Origin of the sequence: Bacillus sp. SIMBA_074, from assembly GCF_046534555.1 — a bacterium.
GTDB lineage: Bacteria > Bacillota > Bacilli > Bacillales > Bacillaceae_G > Bacillus_A > Bacillus_A mycoides.
Window position 1 is genome coordinate 1 of record NZ_JAWRYM010000007.1, and the last position, 17,052, is coordinate 17,052.

General features: G+C 37.8%; 16 protein-coding genes, 1 rRNA gene, 1 pseudogene and 1 riboswitch. Of the genes and pseudogenes, 14 read left to right on the forward strand and 4 right to left on the reverse strand.

Going from position 1 to position 17,052, the window contains the following annotated elements:
• Window positions 1-114 precede the first annotated feature (114 nt).
• Window positions 115-230, forward strand: a 5S ribosomal RNA gene (rrf, locus tag SB773_RS10435).
• Window positions 231-273: 43 nt separating this feature from the next.
• Here the strand turns inward: rrf and SB773_RS10440 are convergent.
• Window positions 274-527: pseudogene (locus SB773_RS10440) on the reverse strand (hypothetical protein).
• Between the two features lie 298 nt (window positions 528-825).
• Window positions 826-927, forward strand: a riboswitch (purine riboswitch).
• Window positions 928-1,037: 110 nt separating this feature from the next.
• Between SB773_RS10440 and purE the strand changes: the two are divergent.
• The 12 genes from purE to purD all read left to right on the forward strand — a co-directional run bounded on the left by purE (window position 1,038) and on the right by purD (window position 14,248).
• A complete protein-coding gene (gene purE, locus SB773_RS10445; RefSeq protein ID WP_410589800.1) occupies window positions 1,038-1,523 on the forward strand; it encodes a 5-(carboxyamino)imidazole ribonucleotide mutase in 486 nt (161 codons plus the stop codon).
• A complete protein-coding gene (gene purK / locus SB773_RS10450; RefSeq protein ID WP_410589802.1) occupies window positions 1,520-2,671 on the forward strand; it encodes a 5-(carboxyamino)imidazole ribonucleotide synthase in 1,152 nt (383 codons plus the stop codon). Before purE ends, purK begins: the two co-directional genes overlap by 4 nt.
• Window positions 2,668-3,975, forward strand: a complete 1,308-nt coding sequence (purB, locus tag SB773_RS10455) for an adenylosuccinate lyase (protein ID WP_002139387.1) — start codon at window positions 2,668-2,670, stop codon at window positions 3,973-3,975. Before purK ends, purB begins: the two co-directional genes overlap by 4 nt.
• Window positions 3,976-4,063: 88 nt before the next feature.
• Window positions 4,064-4,783, forward strand: coding sequence for a phosphoribosylaminoimidazolesuccinocarboxamide synthase (purC, locus tag SB773_RS10460; RefSeq protein WP_002029482.1), 720 nt, complete (start codon window positions 4,064-4,066; stop codon window positions 4,781-4,783).
• Complete coding sequence (gene purS / locus SB773_RS10465; protein ID WP_000278823.1) at window positions 4,776-5,030, forward strand: phosphoribosylformylglycinamidine synthase subunit PurS; 255 nt, start codon at window positions 4,776-4,778, stop codon at window positions 5,028-5,030. The genes purC and purS overlap by 8 nt, the downstream gene beginning before the upstream one ends.
• A complete protein-coding gene (purQ, locus tag SB773_RS10470; RefSeq protein ID WP_002140189.1) occupies window positions 5,027-5,710 on the forward strand; it encodes a phosphoribosylformylglycinamidine synthase subunit PurQ in 684 nt (227 codons plus the stop codon). The genes purS and purQ overlap by 4 nt, the downstream gene beginning before the upstream one ends.
• Window positions 5,694-7,913 (forward strand): phosphoribosylformylglycinamidine synthase II, encoded by a 2,220-nt coding sequence (gene purL, locus SB773_RS10475; RefSeq protein ID WP_410589807.1) that lies wholly within the window; start codon window positions 5,694-5,696, stop codon window positions 7,911-7,913. The genes purQ and purL overlap by 17 nt, the downstream gene beginning before the upstream one ends.
• Window positions 7,898-9,313 (forward strand): amidophosphoribosyltransferase, encoded by a 1,416-nt coding sequence (purF, locus tag SB773_RS10480; protein WP_070140642.1) that lies wholly within the window; start codon window positions 7,898-7,900, stop codon window positions 9,311-9,313. Before purL ends, purF begins: the two co-directional genes overlap by 16 nt.
• 100 nt (window positions 9,314-9,413) lie before the next feature.
• Window positions 9,414-10,454, forward strand: a complete 1,041-nt coding sequence (purM, locus tag SB773_RS10485) for a phosphoribosylformylglycinamidine cyclo-ligase (RefSeq protein ID WP_410589810.1) — start codon at window positions 9,414-9,416, stop codon at window positions 10,452-10,454.
• Entirely contained in the window at window positions 10,451-11,038 is a 588-nt protein-coding gene (gene purN / locus SB773_RS10490) for a phosphoribosylglycinamide formyltransferase (RefSeq protein WP_410589812.1), read from the forward strand. Before purM ends, purN begins: the two co-directional genes overlap by 4 nt.
• Before the next feature lie 24 nt (window positions 11,039-11,062).
• On the forward strand, window positions 11,063-12,598 hold the full coding sequence (gene purH, locus SB773_RS10495) for a bifunctional phosphoribosylaminoimidazolecarboxamide formyltransferase/IMP cyclohydrolase (protein WP_410589814.1): 1,536 nt from the start codon (window positions 11,063-11,065) through the stop codon (window positions 12,596-12,598).
• Window positions 12,599-12,976: 378 nt separating this feature from the next.
• A complete protein-coding gene (purD, locus tag SB773_RS10500; protein ID WP_044444269.1) occupies window positions 12,977-14,248 on the forward strand; it encodes a phosphoribosylamine--glycine ligase in 1,272 nt (423 codons plus the stop codon).
• A 36-nt stretch (window positions 14,249-14,284) separates the two neighbouring features.
• On the opposite strand, the gene SB773_RS10505 is transcribed toward purD, so the two are convergent.
• From SB773_RS10505 to SB773_RS10515, 3 genes are all read right to left on the reverse strand, one after another.
• A complete protein-coding gene (locus SB773_RS10505; RefSeq protein WP_001085171.1) occupies window positions 14,285-14,449 on the reverse strand; it encodes a type II toxin-antitoxin system antitoxin in 165 nt (54 codons plus the stop codon).
• A 15-nt stretch (window positions 14,450-14,464) separates the two neighbouring features.
• The gene (locus tag SB773_RS10510) at window positions 14,465-15,310 is read right to left on the reverse strand and encodes an SPFH domain-containing protein (protein WP_060748964.1); all 846 of its coding nucleotides are present in this window, start codon (window positions 15,308-15,310) and stop codon (window positions 14,465-14,467) included.
• A 220-nt stretch (window positions 15,311-15,530) separates the two neighbouring features.
• Window positions 15,531-15,914, reverse strand: coding sequence for a YgaP family membrane protein (locus SB773_RS10515; RefSeq protein WP_002124877.1), 384 nt, complete (start codon window positions 15,912-15,914; stop codon window positions 15,531-15,533).
• A gap of 439 nt (window positions 15,915-16,353) precedes the next feature.
• Here SB773_RS10515 and pcrB point away from each other — a divergent pair, with 439 nt between their 5' ends.
• Window positions 16,354-17,043, forward strand: a complete 690-nt coding sequence (gene pcrB, locus SB773_RS10520; protein WP_002124878.1) for a heptaprenylglyceryl phosphate synthase — start codon at window positions 16,354-16,356, stop codon at window positions 17,041-17,043.
• The last annotated feature ends 9 nt before the right edge of the window (window positions 17,044-17,052 follow it).

The window sequence follows — 17,052 nt, forward strand, 5'->3', positions numbered from 1 at the left end:
GTTCGAGGTGGAAGCATGGTGACATGTGGAGCTGACGAATACTAATAGATCGAGGACTTAACCATATAATATGAAGCAAATGTTATCTAGTTTTGAAGGAATATACCTTCATAGTTTGGTGATGATGGCAGAGAGGTCACACCCGTTCCCATACCGAACACGGAAGTTAAGCTCTCTAGCGCCGATGGTAGTTGGGACCTTGTCCCTGTGAGAGTAGGACGTCGCCAAGCAAAAACCTAAGTCGTTTCGACTTAGGTTTTTTTGTGTTTATTTTTATTTACCGAAGGTTAAAATCCATAAATTTAATAACCCTAAAGACGAAAAAATAATGAAATAGAGGCAGTTTAAAATAATGGTAATGATTTTTTGTGCTCCGGATTTTTCGAAAGCTCTTAAAATAATCCCTAAGAATAGGAAAGATTATTTCTATCATAATAATGAGAGTAGAAAAAATGGGATGATATAAATAACCATTCAATAATTACAGCAATTACTGCGATAGAGAAAAATAAATAGGATAATAGCACAGTTATTTTTTTTTACGGTTATTCCTCCTTTGAAATTAAATCGTTATAATATAGGTTCTATCGATGTATAGAACACAAGAGAGTATATATATTGATTAAAACATACTGAAGTATTATATAAATAGTTATACGTAAAATAGATCTCTAGAAATATATATTCTAATTCCCTTTCCTTCTTGCATATAGTTGCAATTCTTCTTTTGAATATAACTAAAACACGAACGTTATCGATGACTAATAAAAAAACATTCGATTATTTATTGACATTGTTTATGAAATATTGTTAATATAGCCATAGAAACAATAATATATAAGACCTCATATAATCGCGGGGATATGGCCTGCAAGTCTCTACCTAACGACCGTTATTCGTTAGACTATGAGGGAAAGTCACTCGGTATTTTTCTATTCACAAGGGATACGTATGCCTGAGTAGAGCACTTTCTCTCATAGTAAAAGAGAAACTGTTCTATTTCAGGCTTTTTTTATTTGAATCGGGGGGATTCTAATATGAAATCACTAGTTGGAGTCATAATGGGAAGCACGTCAGACTGGGAAACAATGAAATATGCTTGTGACATTTTAGATGAATTAAATATACCGTATGAGAAAAAAGTTGTATCCGCTCATCGGACTCCGGATTATATGTTTGAATATGCAGAAACAGCTCGTGAACGTGGAATAAAAGTTATTATTGCTGGAGCTGGTGGAGCAGCGCATTTACCAGGAATGGTTGCAGCGAAGACAAATCTTCCTGTAATTGGTGTTCCAGTTCAATCAAAGGCGTTAAACGGCCTAGATTCGTTATTATCCATTGTCCAAATGCCAGGAGGGGTTCCAGTTGCAACTGTTGCAATTGGTAAGGCTGGTTCAACGAATGCTGGATTACTTGCTGCACAAATACTTGGATCATTTCATGATGATATACATGATGCATTAGAGTTGAGACGAGAAGCTATTGAGAAAACTGTGCGTGAAGGTAGTGAGCTAGTATGACGAGAATCATTTTACCTGGAAAAACAATTGGCATTATTGGAGGCGGCCAGCTTGGAAGAATGATGGCGTTGGCAGCTAAGGAAATGGGTTATAAAATTGCTGTTTTAGATCCTACAAAGCATTCACCATGTGCACAAGTTGCTGATGTTGAAGTCGTTGCACCATATGACGATTTAAAAGCAATTCAGCATTTAGCAGAGATAAGCGACGTTGTCACATATGAATTTGAGAATATTGATTATAGATGTTTACAATGGCTTGAAAAACATGCTTACTTACCACAAGGTAGTCAGTTGTTAAATAAAACGCAAAATCGTTTTACAGAAAAGAATGCAATTGAAAAAGCTGGGTTACCAGTAGCATCGTATAGATTGGTTCAAAATCAAGATCAACTTACAGAAGCAATTAAAGAGTTATCTTTCCCTTCTGTCTTAAAAACAACGACAGGTGGATACGATGGTAAAGGGCAAGTGGTTTTAAAGAGTGAAGCTGATGTTGTGAGAGCAAAAGAACTTACTAATAAAGCAGAGTGCATTCTAGAAAAATGGGTGCCTTTTGAAAAAGAAGTATCAGTTATTGTAATTCGTAGTGTAAGTGGTGAAACGAAAGTATTTCCGGTAGCGGAAAATATTCATGTAAATAACATTTTGCATGAATCTATCGTTCCAGCCCGCATTACAGAAGAACTTTCTCAAAAAGCAATTGCTTACGCAAAGGTACTTGCGGATGAACTAGAACTTGTGGGAACACTAGCGGTAGAGATGTTTGCTACAGTTGACGGTGAGATTTACATTAATGAATTAGCACCAAGACCTCACAATTCAGGACACTATACACAGGATGCATGTGAAACGAGTCAATTTGGTCAACATATTCGAGCGATCTGTAATTTACCTCTTGGAGAAACAAATTTGTTAAAACCAGTTGTCATGGTTAACATTTTAGGCGAACATATAGAAGGGGTCCTAGGACAAGTGAATAGACTAACCGGGTGCTATTTACACTTGTATGGAAAAGAAGAAGCAAAAGCACAGCGAAAAATGGGGCATGTTAATATTTTAAATGATAATATTGAAGTCGCTCTAGAAAAAGCGAAGAGTTTGCATATTTGGGACCATCAAGAACAACTGTTGGAGGGAAAAAGATGATTAATCGTTATACACGCCCTGAAATGGGTGCGATTTGGACGGAAGAGAACAAATTTAAAGCGTGGTTAGAAGTTGAGATTTTAGCGTGTGAAGCATGGGCTGAGCTTGGCGATATTCCAAAAGAAGATGTGAAAAAAATTCGTGAACATGCATCATTTGATATTGATCGTATTTATGAAATTGAAAAAGAAACACGTCATGACGTAGTTGCTTTCACTCGTGCTGTATCAGAAACACCAACATTAGGCGAGGAACGTAAATGGGTTCATTACGGTTTAACATCTACAGACGTAGTAGATACAGCGTTATCTTATATCTTAAAACAAGCAAATGAAATCTTGTTAAAAGACTTAGAAAACTTTGTTAGTATTTTAGCTAATAAAGCGAAAGAGCATAAATACACGATCATGATGGGAAGAACACACGGTGTACATGCAGAGCCAACAACATTTGGTTTAAAACTTGGTCTTTGGTATGAAGAAATGAAACGTAACGTAGAGCGTTTCAAACAAGCTGCTGATACAGTTCGCGTTGGTAAATTATCTGGTGCGGTTGGTACATATGCAAATATTGATCCATTCGTAGAAAAGTATGTTTGTGAAAACTTAGGATTAGAAGCAGCACCAATTTCAACACAAACATTGCAACGTGATCGTCATGCACATTACATGTCAACACTTGCACTAATCGCAACATCTGTTGAAAAGATGGCAGTTGAGATTCGTGGTTTACAAAAGAGTGAAACACGTGAAGTTGAAGAGGCTTTCGCAAAAGGTCAAAAAGGTTCTTCTGCAATGCCGCATAAACGTAATCCAATTGGATCTGAAAATATGACTGGTTTAGCTCGTGTTATCCGCGGTTATATGATGACAGCTTACGAGAATGTTCCGTTATGGCATGAGCGTGATATCTCTCACTCTTCTGCAGAACGCGTAATTTTACCAGATGCTACAATCGCGTTAAATTACATGTTAAATCGCTTTGGTAATATCGTTAAAAACTTAACTGTATTCCCAGAGAATATGAAACGCAATATGACAAGAACATACGGCTTAATTTACTCTCAGCGCGTAATGCTTACACTAATTGACAAAGGTCTGGTACGTGAAGAAGCTTATGATATCGTACAGCCTAAAGCAATGGAAGCTTGGGAAACACAAGTACAATTTAAAGAGCTTGTAGAATCTGACGAGCGTATTACAAGTAAGTTAACGCAAGAAGAAATTAACGAGTGTTTCAATTATGAACATCATATGCAACACGTTGATACAATCTTTGAACGCCTTGGATTAAACGAAGCGTAAAATTTCATATGGCACAGAATAGAGTCATTCTGTGCCATTCTTTATAAAAATATTATTCACATTTTTCAAACTACAGGGGGCTTGCGAAATGCAAAAGCTAGAATTGCTGTATGAAGGTAAGGCAAAAAGAATTTATCGTACAGAAGCAGCAGATATGGTTTGGGTAGAGTACAAAGATAGTGCGACTGCTTTCAATGGGGAGAAAAAAGCGACAATTACAGGAAAAGGTCGTTTGAACAATGAGATTACAACTTTATTGTTCAGAAAGTTACAAGAAGTTGGAATTAAAACACACTTTGTGGAGAAGTTATCTGATACAGAACAACTTGTCAAAAAGGTGAGTATTATTCCATTAGAAGTTGTCACAAGAAACGTAATTGCAGGTAGTCTTTCAAAAAGACTAGGAATGGAAGAAGGAACTGCTCTTACAACACCAATCGTAGAATTTTACTACAAAGATGATGATTTAGGAGATCCACTTGTAACGGAAGATCATATTCGTTTGTTAAATGTTGCAACACCAGAGCAAGTAAGCGTATTACGAGATGCAGCTCTACAAATCAATCAAGTGATGATTGAGCATTTCGCAAGCTGTCGTGTAAGATTAGTAGATTTTAAATTAGAGTTTGGCGTAACAGAAGAAGGGGAAATCATATTAGCAGATGAAATTTCACCAGATACTTGCCGTTTATGGGATGAAACGAGCAATGAAAAATTTGATAAAGATGTATTCCGTCGTGATCTTGGGAATTTAACAGAAGCATATGAAGAAATTTTAAAACGTTTAGGGGGAGCTTCACATGTATAAAGTTAAGGTATATGTAACGTTAAGAGAAAGTGTATTAGATCCACAAGGAACTGCGGTAAAGGGAGCACTTCATAGTCTTTCATTTACAGAAGTACAAGACGTTCGAATCGGAAAATATATGGAATTAACAATTGATAAATCAGTATCTGATCTGGATAGCAAGGTAAAAGAAATGTGTGAAAAATTATTAGCAAACGTTGTAATGGAAGACTTCCGTTATGAAGTTGAGGAGGTTGTCGCACAGTGAAATTTGCAGTCATAGTATTCCCAGGTTCGAACTGTGATGTCGATATGTTCCATGCAATTAAAGATGAGCTTGGTGAAGAAGTAGATTACGTTTGGCACGATAGAGAGAATTTAGATGAATATGATGCAATTTTACTACCAGGTGGATTCTCTTACGGTGACTATTTACGTTGTGGTGCTATTTCTCGCTTTGCTAACGCAATGAAAGCAGTGCAAAAAGCTGCTGAGCAAGGAAAGCCAATTTTAGGAGTGTGTAATGGATTCCAGATTCTTGTTGAATCAGGATTACTACCAGGAGCATTAATGAGAAACGAAAACTTAAAGTTTATGTGCCGTACGGTTCAGTTACGTGTTGAAAATAATGAAACTATGTTTACATCACAATATGAAAAAAATGAAGTAATCAATATTCCAATTGCACATGGTGAGGGGAATTACTATTGTGATGAAGCAACTCTTAAACAATTGGAAGAGAATAATCAAATCGCATTCCGTTACGTAGAAAATCCGAATGGAAGCGTTTCAGATATTGCGGGTATTGTAAATGAAAAAGGAAATGTTCTTGGTATGATGCCACACCCAGAGCGTGCTGTAGATGAATTACTTGGCGGTGCTGAAGGTTTAAAAGTCTTTCAATCTATCTTAAAACAGTGGAGGGAAACATATGTCGTTAATGCTTGAGCCAAATCCAACACAAATTAAAGAAGAGCGTATATATGCGGAAATGGGGCTAACAGACGAAGAGTTTGCCATGGTTGAAAAGATTTTAGGCCGTTTGCCGAATTATACAGAAACGGGACTATTCTCTGTTATGTGGTCTGAACATTGTAGTTATAAAAATTCAAAGCCAGTTCTTCGTAAGTTTCCAACGACAGGTGAGCGTGTCTTACAAGGACCTGGAGAAGGCGCTGGAATTGTAGATATCGGTGATAATCAAGCGGTTGTATTTAAAATGGAAAGTCATAACCATCCTTCTGCAATTGAGCCATATCAAGGGGCAGCGACAGGTGTCGGTGGTATTATTCGCGATGTATTCTCTATGGGAGCACGTCCGGTAGCTCTATTAAACTCACTTCGCTTCGGTGAATTACAATCACCACGTGTGAAATATTTATTCGAAGAAGTAGTAGCAGGAATCGCAGGATACGGTAACTGCATTGGTATTCCTACTGTTGGCGGCGAAGTACAGTTTGATCCATGTTATGAAGGAAATCCACTTGTAAATGCAATGTGTGTAGGCCTAATTAATCATGAAGATATAAAAAAAGGGCAAGCACATGGTGCTGGTAATACAGTAATGTACGTAGGAGCATCAACTGGTCGTGATGGTATTCACGGTGCAACATTCGCATCTGAAGAGTTATCTGAAAGCTCAGAAGCGAAGCGTCCGGCAGTTCAAGTAGGGGATCCATTTATGGAGAAACTTCTTATTGAAGCATGTTTAGAACTTATTCAGTCTGATGCACTTGTTGGAATTCAAGATATGGGAGCTGCTGGTTTAACATCATCTTCTGCAGAAATGGCAAGTAAAGCAGGTATGGGTATTGAAATGTACTTAGATGATGTACCGCAGCGTGAAACTGGCATGACTCCATATGAAATGATGTTATCTGAATCACAAGAGCGTATGTTAATCGTTGTGAAAAAAGGTAGAGAGCAAGAAATAGTAGATTTATTTGAGAAGTATGGTCTTGCAGCAGTTACGATGGGGAAAGTAACTGAAGATAAAATGCTTCGCTTATTCCATAAAGATGAAATGGTAGCTGAAGTACCAGCGGATGCTCTTGCAGAAGAAGCACCAATTTATCATAAACCGTCAAAAGAAGCAGCATACTTTGCTGAGTTCCAGCAGATGAAAATGGAAACACCAAAAGTAGAAGATTATAAAGAAACGTTATTATCTTTATTACAACAACCAACGATTGCAAGTAAAGAGTGGGTATATGATCAATATGATTATCAAGTGCGCACTAGCACAATCGTTACACCTGGTTCAGATGCAGCGGTTATACGTGTACGCGGTACAGAAAAAGGATTAGCAATGACGACAGATTGTAACTCTCGCTACATTTATTTAGATCCAGAAGTGGGCGGTAAAATTGCAGTAGCAGAGGCAGCACGTAATATCGTATGTTCTGGCGGGGAGCCACTTGCAATTACAGATTGCTTAAACTTCGGTAACCCAGAAAAACCAGAGATTTTCTGGCAAATTGAGAAATCAGTAGACGGTATGAGTGAAGCTTGCCGCAAGTTACAAACGCCAGTTATCGGCGGGAATGTATCAATGTATAACGAGCGTAGTGGTGAAGCTGTATATCCAACACCAACTGTTGGGATGGTTGGACTTGTACACGATTTAAAACACGTAACAACACAAGAATTTAAACAAGCTGGCGATTTAGTTTATGTAATTGGAGAGACGAAAGCTGAGTTTGGTGGAAGTGAATTACAGAAAATGATCTACGGAAAAATTTTCGGTCAATCACCAAGCATCGATCTAGATGTAGAATTAAAACGCCAAAAACAAGTACTAGCAGCAATTCAAGCTGGCCTTGTTCAATCTGCACATGATGTTGCAGAAGGTGGTTTAGCAGTTGCAATTACTGAAAGTGCAATTGGTGCTAACGGTTTAGGTGCTACTGTGAAATTAGATGGAGAAGAAACGGCGGTATTATTTGCGGAATCACAATCTCGCTTCGTTATAACTGTAAAACGTGAAAATAAAGAAGCATTCGAGAAAGTGGTAGAAGCAATTCAAGTTGGAGAAGTAACAAATACAAATGAAGTAACAATTCATAATGAAGAAAATGAAGTATTACTTACAGCAAATGTAGATGAAATGAGAAAGGCTTGGAAAGGGGCAATCCCATGCTTGCTGAAATAAAGGGGTTAAATGAAGAATGTGGCGTTTTCGGAATTTGGGGGCATGAAAATGCAGCACAAGTTTCGTACTACGGATTGCACAGTTTGCAGCACCGTGGTCAAGAAGGCGCAGGCATCGTCGTAAATAATGGGGAAAAAATCGTCGGTCACAAGGGGTTAGGTTTAATATCAGAAGTGTTTTCAAGAGGTGAGCTAGAAGGATTAAACGGAAAATCAGCAATTGGACACGTACGATATGCAACAGCTGGTGGAAGTGAAGTTGCTAACGTTCAACCATTATTATTCCGTTTTTCCGATCATAGTATGGCATTAGCTCATAACGGAAATTTAATTAATGCAAAGATGCTTCGCCGTGAATTAGAGGCAGAGGGAAGTATTTTTCAAACAAGTTCAGATACAGAGGTACTTTTACATCTTATTAAACGTAGTTCAAAAGATTCTTTAATTGAAAGTGTAAAAGAGGCTCTAAATAAAGTGAAAGGTGCGTTTGCATATCTTTTACTAACTGGAAATGAAATGATCGTTGCGTTAGATCCGAATGGATTCCGTCCTCTTTCAATTGGAAAGATGGGGGATGCTTATGTTGTAGCATCAGAAACATGTGCTTTTGATGTAGTAGGTGCAACATACATTCGTGATGTAGAACCTGGTGAACTACTTATCATCAATGATGAAGGAATTCACGTAGATCGTTTTACAAATGAAGTAGATCATGCAATTTGTAGTATGGAATACATTTACTTTGCACGTCCAGATTCTAATATTGCAGGTATTAACGTTCATGCAGCACGTAAAAACATGGGGAAACGTTTAGCGGCGGAAGCACCTATTGAAGCTGATGTTGTTACTGGTGTACCAGACTCTAGTATTTCAGCAGCAATTGGTTATGCGGAGGCGACAGGCATTCCATATGAGTTAGGACTAATTAAAAATCGTTACGTTGGACGTACGTTTATTCAACCTTCTCAAGAACTGCGAGAGCAAGGGGTTAAGATGAAGCTTTCAGCAGTAAGAGGCGTAGTTGAAGGAAAACGAGTTGTTATGATTGACGATTCTATCGTAAGGGGAACGACAAGTAAACGAATTGTTCGTATGCTTCGCGAGGCTGGAGCGACAGAAGTCCATGTAAGAATTGCTTCACCACCTCTTAAGTATCCATGCTTCTATGGCATTGATATTCAAACGAGAAAAGAATTAATCGCAGCAAATAATTCAATAGAAGAAATCCGTCAAATCATCGGAGCAGATTCTTTAACATTTTTAAGTGAAGATGGATTAGTAGATGCAATTGGACGTCCATATGAAGGGAAATACGGCGGTCTATGTATGGCTTACTTCAATGGGGATTATCCAACAGCTCTTTATGATTATGAGCAAGAGCTTTTAGAAAGTATGAAATAAGAAGAAAAAAGCTTCTACTTCTTTTGATGTAGAAGCTAGCTTCTTTCTTAAAACGGCCGCCCTGGATGGGGAGAAATTAAAAGACGAGGTGTAAAAAACGATGGCGAATGCATATAAGCAAGCAGGAGTAGATATTGAAGCTGGATATGAAGCGGTATCTCGCATGAAAAAACACGTACAAACAACAATGAGAAAAGAAGTGCTAGGAGGTTTAGGCGGTTTTGGAGGTATGTTTGATCTATCAAAATTTGCATTAGAAGAACCTGTATTAGTATCTGGAACAGATGGCGTGGGAACGAAATTGATGCTCGCTTTTATGGCAGATAAACATGACACAATTGGTATTGATGCAGTAGCAATGTGTGTAAATGATATTGTTGTCCAAGGAGCAGAGCCGCTTTTCTTCCTTGATTATATTGCTTGTGGTAAAGCTGAACCTAGTAAAATTGAAAACATCGTCAAAGGTATATCAGAGGGCTGTCGCCAAGCTGGTTGTGCATTAATTGGTGGAGAAACAGCTGAAATGCCAGGAATGTATTCTACGGAAGAATACGATTTAGCTGGTTTTACAGTTGGAATTGTTGATAAAAAGAAAATTGTAACAGGTGAAAAAATTGAAGCTGGTCACGTATTAATTGGCTTAGCATCTAGCGGTATTCATAGTAACGGTTATTCTTTAGTGCGAAAAGTATTACTAGAAGATGGAGAATTATCTTTAAATCGTATTTATGGGCGCTTAGAACTACCTCTTGGTGAAGAATTATTAAAACCAACGAAAATTTATGTCAAACCTATTTTAGAACTATTGAAGAAACATGAAGTATACGGTATGGCGCATATTACAGGTGGCGGGTTCATTGAAAATATTCCACGTATGTTGCCAGAAGGAATCGGTGCGGAAATTGAACTAGGAGCTTGGGAAATTCAGCCGATCTTCAGTTTACTTCAAGAAGTTGGGAAACTAGAAGAGAAAGAAATGTTCAATATTTTTAACATGGGTATTGGTATGGTAGTAGCGGTGAAGGAAGAAGATGCAAAAGATATTGTTAGTCTTCTTGAAGAGCAAGGAGAAACAGCTCGTATTATTGGACGTACTGTACAAGGAGCTGGCGTTACCTTTAATGGGGGCGCAGCACTATGAGTAGATTAGCAGTTTTCGCTTCTGGGAGCGGCTCTAACTTTCAATCTCTCATTAATGCGGTAGAAGAAAAAAGATTGGATGCAGATATTAGTTTATTAGTATGTGATAAACCAGAGGCACGCGCTATTGGACGGGCACATTATCACCATATTCCGTGTTTTGCCTTTTCAGCGAAAGCATATGATTCAAAAGAAGCATTTGAAAAAGAGATATTAAAAAAGCTAGAAGAGTATGAAATTGATTATGTTATTTTAGCTGGATATATGCGTTTAATTGGATCGACTTTACTAGAAGCGTACAGCGGGAAAATTATTAATATTCATCCATCACTACTACCGAGTTTTCCAGGGAAAGATGCTGTTGGTCAAGCGTTAGAAGCGGGTGTGAAAGTAACTGGAGTAACGATTCATTATGTAGATGCAGGTATGGATACAGGCCCAATTATTGCGCAAGAAGCAGTAGTTGTTTCTGAAGGGGATACAAGAGAAAGCTTACAAAAGAAAATTCAACAAGTTGAACATAAATTATACGTAAATACAGTGAATCAAATTGTTCATTCTGTGAAAAAACCAACTGTTAACTAACATACAACCAGGGGTGAAGGATAAATGAAAAAGCGTGCATTAGTAAGTGTTTCAGATAAAACAGGAGTAGTAGAATTTGTTAAAGGTTTACTTGAACAAGGGATTGAAGTTATTTCAACAGGTGGTACGAAAAAATTACTAGAAGAAAACGGCTTACAAGTAATTGGTATTTCTGAAGTAACTGGTTTCCCAGAAATTATGGATGGCCGTGTAAAAACATTACATCCAAATATTCATGGTGGTCTATTAGCAGTTCGTGATAATGAAACGCATGTAGCGCAAATGAATGAATTAGGTATTCAACCAATTGACTTTGTTGTTGTTAACTTGTACCCATTTAAAGAAACAATCGCTAAGCCTGATGTAACATTTGCTGATGCAATTGAAAATATTGATATCGGTGGCCCAACAATGATTCGCTCTGCTGCGAAAAATCATAAATTTGTATCGGTAATTGTAGATCCAGTAGATTATGATGTTGTATTAGCAGAACTAAAAGAGAACGGTGAAGTAGCAGAGGAAACGAAACGTAAATTAGCAGCGAAAGTATTCCGTCATACAGCAGCGTATGATGCGTTAATTTCTAACTACTTAACAAAGCAAATGGGCGAAGAAAGCCCAGAAACGTTAACGGTGACATTTGAGAGAAAACAAGATTTACGCTATGGCGAAAATCCACATCAAAAAGCAACGTTCTATAAAGCGCCATTCGCAGCAACTTCTTCTGTTGCATATGCAGAAAAATTACACGGTAAAGAATTATCTTACAACAATATCAATGATACGGATGCAGCGCTTAGCATCGTAAAAGAATTTACAGAACCGGCAGTAGTAGCGGTAAAACATATGAATCCATGTGGCGTTGGCGTAGGAACTGATATTCATGAAGCATACACACGTGCTTATGAAGCGGATCCAGTATCAATCTTCGGCGGTATTATTGCAGCAAATCGTGAAATTGATAAAGCTACAGCTGAAAAGTTACATGAAATTTTCTTAGAAATTGTTATCGCTCCTTCGTTCTCACAAGAAGCTTTAGAAGTGTTGCAAAGTAAGAAGAACTTACGCTTACTAACTGTAAATATTGAAAAAGAGACAAGTGCAAGTAAAAAGCTAACTTCTGTACAAGGTGGTCTTCTTGTTCAAGAAGAAGATACGTTATCATTAGATGAGGACGCAATTTCAATTCCAACGAAACGTGAACCATCAGAGCAAGAATGGAAAGATTTAAAACTAGCTTGGAAAGTTGTAAAACATGTGAAATCAAATGCAATTGTTTTAGCGAATGATAACATGACAGTTGGTGTAGGCGCGGGACAGATGAACCGTGTAGGTTCTGCAAAAATCGCAATTACACAAGCTGGCGAAAAAGCACAAGGTAGCGCACTTGCATCTGATGCTTTCTTCCCAATGCCAGATACAGTAGAAGAAGCAGCAAAAGCTGGAATTACAGCAATCATCCAACCAGGCGGATCGATTCGTGATGAAGATTCTATTAAAATGGCAGATGCGTATGGGATTACTATGGTGTTCACTGGCGTACGTCATTTCAAACACTAATAGAGGATGTTAAAAAAGTCCGGTCAAGATAACTGTCGCATGTCGTCGTTGCAATGCCAGTGCGGTACTCATGTAGGAAAGCTACACTCCGTGTCCTCCTGGCAAATGCGCCTCGACCTGCTCGGTTCTCTTGATCCTCCTTTTTAACTTTCTATTGATACGGTTGTTAAAAAAGTCCGGTCAAGATAACTGTCGCATGTCGTCGTTGCAATGCCAGTGCGGTACTCATGTAGGAAAGCTACACTCCGTGTCCTCCTGGCAAATGCGCCTCGACCTGCTCGGTTCTCTTGATCCTCCTTTTTAAACTTTTATTGATATGAAAACAAACTAGGAGCATAGCTTCTAGTTTGTACTTATTTAATTATTGGGGGATGGAATATGAATGTTTTAGTAATTGGCCGTGGTGGACGTGAGCATGCTTTAGCTTGGAAATTTGCACAATCTGAAAAGGTAGAAAAAGTATATGTAGCGCCAGGTAATGAAGGTATGCGAGATGTTGCAACACCAGTTGATATTGATGAGAATGATTTCGATGCATTAGTCTTATTTGCAAAAGAGAAGAATGTTGAATTAACTTTCGTTGGACCAGAGATTCCACTTATGAACGGAATCGTGGATCGTTTTAAGGAAGAGGGCCTTCGTGTATTTGGTCCTAATAAAGCAGCTGCTGTTATTGAAGGTAGTAAAGCTTTTACAAAAGAGCTTATGGAAAAGTATGATATTCCAACTGCGGCATATGAAACTTTTACAGACTATGAAGAAGCAGTAAAGTATATTCAAAAAGTTGGTGCACCGATTGTAATTAAGGCAGATGGTTTAGCTGCTGGTAAAGGTGTAACAGTAGCAATGACGCTTGAAGATGCATTGCAAGCTGTGAAAGAAATGCTGAAAGATGTGAAATTCGGTGAAGCAAGCAAGAAGGTCGTTATTGAGGAGTTTCTAGATGGACAAGAATTTTCATTAATGGCATTCGTAAATGGAACAACCGTACATCCGATGGTAATTGCTCAAGATCATAAACGCGCTTTTGATGGGGATAAAGGTCCAAATACAGGCGGAATGGGTGCATATTCTCCAGTACCACAAATTCCAGAGTCAGCAGTTCAAGAAGCGATTCAAACAGTATTACACCCAACTGCCAAGGCGATGATTGCAGAAAACCGTTCGTTTACAGGTATTTTATACGCAGGTCTTATTTTAACAAATGATGGTCCAAAGGTAATTGAATTTAATGCACGCTTTGGTGATCCTGAAACAGAAGTTGTATTACCTCGCTTAGAAAATGATTTAGTTGATGTATGCAACTCTGTGTTAGATGAAAGTGAACTAACTTTACAATGGTCAGAAGATGCTGTTATCGGTGTTGTACTTGCTTCTAAAGGATATCCAGAAGCGTATAAAAAAGGTGAAATTATTAACGGATTAGATGCACTGCAAGATGTGATTGTTTTCCATGCGGGGACAGTAATGAAACACGGTGATTTTGTAACAAACGGTGGCCGTGTATTATTTGTTGCTTGCAAGGCGAATAGTTTACAAGAAGCGAAAGATAAAGTATATAAAGAAATCGGTAAAATTGAGAGTGATGGTCTATTTTACCGAAGTGATATAGGATATCGTGCAATTGGGCATGAGATGATGAAAAGCTAATGTATAAAAAATCCCGCTGATTTCTCAGCGGGATTTTTATGCATCTTTATCTTTTTTTAATTTCCCTTTTTGCTTTGCCATTTCTCGAAGTAAATACTCGATGTGTGCATTGACGCTACGAAACTCATCATTCGCCCATTTTTCGATGACTGCGTGTAATTCAGGATCAATACGTAATGGAAAGCTTTTCTTTTTGGCCATAATCACTTACAACCTTTAGTATAGGCTTCCTGTATTAATAACTGGTTGCGCACCTTTATCTGAAACGATGGCAACTAATAAATTGTTCACCATATTTGCTTTACGCTCGTCATCGAGTTCCAGTACGCCTTCTTCATCTAACATATGGATTGAATCTTTCGCCATCTTCACAGCACCTTCAACAATCTCTTTTCTAGCAGCTAATACTGCTTTTGCTTGTTGACGCTGGAGCATTGCATGGGCAATTTCTGTTGCGTAAGCTAAATGTGTTAAACGAGTTTCTAATACTTCTACGCCAGCGATTTCAAGTCGTGCTTCTAACTCACGCTTTAATTCTTCAGAGATCTCTTCAGTATTTCCTCGTAACGTGATGCAAGTTTCATCTTGGAAATTATCATAAGGATATTTTGTAGCAACGTGGCGGATTGCTGTTTCACTTTGAATTTCTACGAATCGATCGTAATGCTCAACACCAAACATTGCTTTTGCGGAATCAACAACTTTATATACGATAACGGCTGCAATTTCAATTGGATTGCCCTCAACATCGTTTACTTTTAATTTCTTACTGTTAAAGTTTTCAACACGTAAAGATACAGTTTGACGAAACGCGAATGGAATTGTTAAAAATAAACCATTTTGACGAATTGTTCCTAAATAACTACCGAAGAACGTAATAACTTTCGCTTGATTCGGTTGAACGATACCGATACCTGTAGCTAAAACAGATGCTAATATGAGAGCTAAAATAGCTATTACAAACATTTCTTGTACAAGGAAAAATACACCGACAGCGGCTAAAACTAAAATTCCAATAACGCCGAGAAATCCATTAACATAAAATACTTGTTTTTCTTTCATATGATCGCCTCCTTGATATAAAAATGATATCACTTTTATATCATTACATGCAAGAGGGTTACACCTAATTTTCTGAATTTTATTGTTTGATATCTTTTATGTACATTTTAAGGGCGAAAACAAGAATGTACGTTCTGTTTCATGGTAAAATAAAGAAGACTTAGCTGCCCACTGCAGCAGCTAAGTCCCTTTGAGAGCATCTTGCATCGTGACAAATGATTCAAAGCGGTTTTGCCAGGATTAATTCTTCAATCGCTGACTCAATCTCTTTGTCAGAAGTGTCATAACTTCCATCTGACTTTGACTTTGGCTTGTCATGACTGGAAGCTGAATTAACTTCTTCTTTATTATGTCCTTTTTCAGTGAAATTCATGCTAGGCATTTTAAATGCGCTCATATTCATATATTTTCCAAACTTACAGGCTTCAACAATAGGGCAGAAACGAACGATTCCCTCCGCAATTTTCATGGCACCAATCCATAGCAAAACTTTAGACCAAGTGCACCAAGGTTTACGTACGAGTTTAGCTGTACTACAACCGAAGAGGATGAGTCCGAGTGTGATTCGAATTAGAGCACTAATTGTGCCGATGTTTTGCTTCATTAGAAAAACACTCCTTTTTAATTAACTTCGAAATAGAAAATACTATTTCATTTGTTAGTATTCCGTATAAGTTTTTTGATATGTAATCCAACATTTGACGTTGAAAAAGATGTTGGATTGGGCGTGTGTGTAGGTAGCTTTTTTTGTTATAATGAAAGAATGCGTAAAAGGAAGTTCAAAAAGTCTGGTAAAGATAGCTGTCGCATTTCATCGTTGTATACGCCAGTCCGGTACTCATGTAGGGAAAACTACATTCCGTTCCTCCTGGCGAATGCGCCTCGACCTGCTCGGCTCTCTATATCCTCCTTTTTGAACAAATATAGTAGGGAAGTTCAAAAAGTCCGGTAAAGATATAGCAAGGAATGTAAAAAATCTTGATAAAAATTAACTGTTATTTTGAACAGAAATTATATAACTAGAGAAAAGAAAGGGTGTTTTCATGTACGATATTTCCAAATGGAAACATGTATTTAAGCTTGATCCAAATAAGGAGTTAAGTGACGAACATTTAGAAATGATTTGTGAATCTGGAACGGATGCTGTTATTGTAGGCGGAAGTGATGGAGTGACAATTGATAACGTATTACACATGCTAGTTAGCATTCGTAGATATGCAGTGCCTTGTGTGTTAGAGGTTTCTGATGTGGAGGCAATTACACCAGGATTTGATTTTTATTACATCCCAAGTGTTTTAAATAGCCGAAAAGTAGAATGGGTAACAGGTGTTCATCATGAGGCATTGAAAGAATTTGGGGATATTATGGACTGGGACGAAATTTACATGGAAGGGTATTGTGTTTTAAACCCAGAAGCGAAAGTAGCCCAGCTTACAGATGCAAAATGTGATTTAACAGAAGATGATGTTATTGCATATGCGCGTTTAGCAGACAAGCTATTACATTTACCGATATTCTATTTAGAATATAGCGGGACGTATGGAGACATTGAGCTTGTTAAAAATGTAAAAGCAGAATTGAAACAAGCTAAGCTATATTATGGCGGTGGTATTTCTAATGCAGAACAAGCGAAAGAAATGGCACAGTATGCTGATACAGTAGTTGTTGGAAATATTATTTATGATGATATAAAATCGGCATTAAAAACAGTTAAAGCAGTAAAAGGAGAGTAGGTGCAGGCA

What these genes read in the sequence shown, in the direction of transcription:
- purE (WP_410589800.1), top strand. Translation starts at nt 1,038, where the DNA reads ATGAAATCACTAGTTGGAGTCATAATGGGAAGCACGTCAGACTGGGAA.
- SB773_RS10510 (WP_060748964.1), bottom strand. Translation starts at nt 15,310, where the DNA reads ATGAAAGAAAAACAAGTATTTTATGTTAATGGATTTCTCGGCGTTATT.
- purH (WP_410589814.1), top strand. Translation starts at nt 11,063, where the DNA reads ATGAAAAAGCGTGCATTAGTAAGTGTTTCAGATAAAACAGGAGTAGTA.
- purC (WP_002029482.1), top strand. Translation starts at nt 4,064, where the DNA reads ATGCAAAAGCTAGAATTGCTGTATGAAGGTAAGGCAAAAAGAATTTAT.
- SB773_RS10505 (WP_001085171.1), bottom strand. Translation starts at nt 14,449, where the DNA reads ATGGCCAAAAAGAAAAGCTTTCCATTACGTATTGATCCTGAATTACAC.
- purM (WP_410589810.1), top strand. Translation starts at nt 9,414, where the DNA reads ATGGCGAATGCATATAAGCAAGCAGGAGTAGATATTGAAGCTGGATAT.
- SB773_RS10515 (WP_002124877.1), bottom strand. Translation starts at nt 15,914, where the DNA reads ATGAAGCAAAACATCGGCACAATTAGTGCTCTAATTCGAATCACACTC.
- purN (WP_410589812.1), top strand. Translation starts at nt 10,451, where the DNA reads ATGAGTAGATTAGCAGTTTTCGCTTCTGGGAGCGGCTCTAACTTTCAA.
- purD (WP_044444269.1), top strand. Translation starts at nt 12,977, where the DNA reads ATGAATGTTTTAGTAATTGGCCGTGGTGGACGTGAGCATGCTTTAGCT.
- purF (WP_070140642.1), top strand. Translation starts at nt 7,898, where the DNA reads ATGCTTGCTGAAATAAAGGGGTTAAATGAAGAATGTGGCGTTTTCGGA.
- purB (WP_002139387.1), top strand. Translation starts at nt 2,668, where the DNA reads ATGATTAATCGTTATACACGCCCTGAAATGGGTGCGATTTGGACGGAA.
- purK (WP_410589802.1), top strand. Translation starts at nt 1,520, where the DNA reads ATGACGAGAATCATTTTACCTGGAAAAACAATTGGCATTATTGGAGGC.
- pcrB (WP_002124878.1), top strand. Translation starts at nt 16,354, where the DNA reads ATGTACGATATTTCCAAATGGAAACATGTATTTAAGCTTGATCCAAAT.
- purL (WP_410589807.1), top strand. Translation starts at nt 5,694, where the DNA reads ATGTCGTTAATGCTTGAGCCAAATCCAACACAAATTAAAGAAGAGCGT.
- purS (WP_000278823.1), top strand. Translation starts at nt 4,776, where the DNA reads ATGTATAAAGTTAAGGTATATGTAACGTTAAGAGAAAGTGTATTAGAT.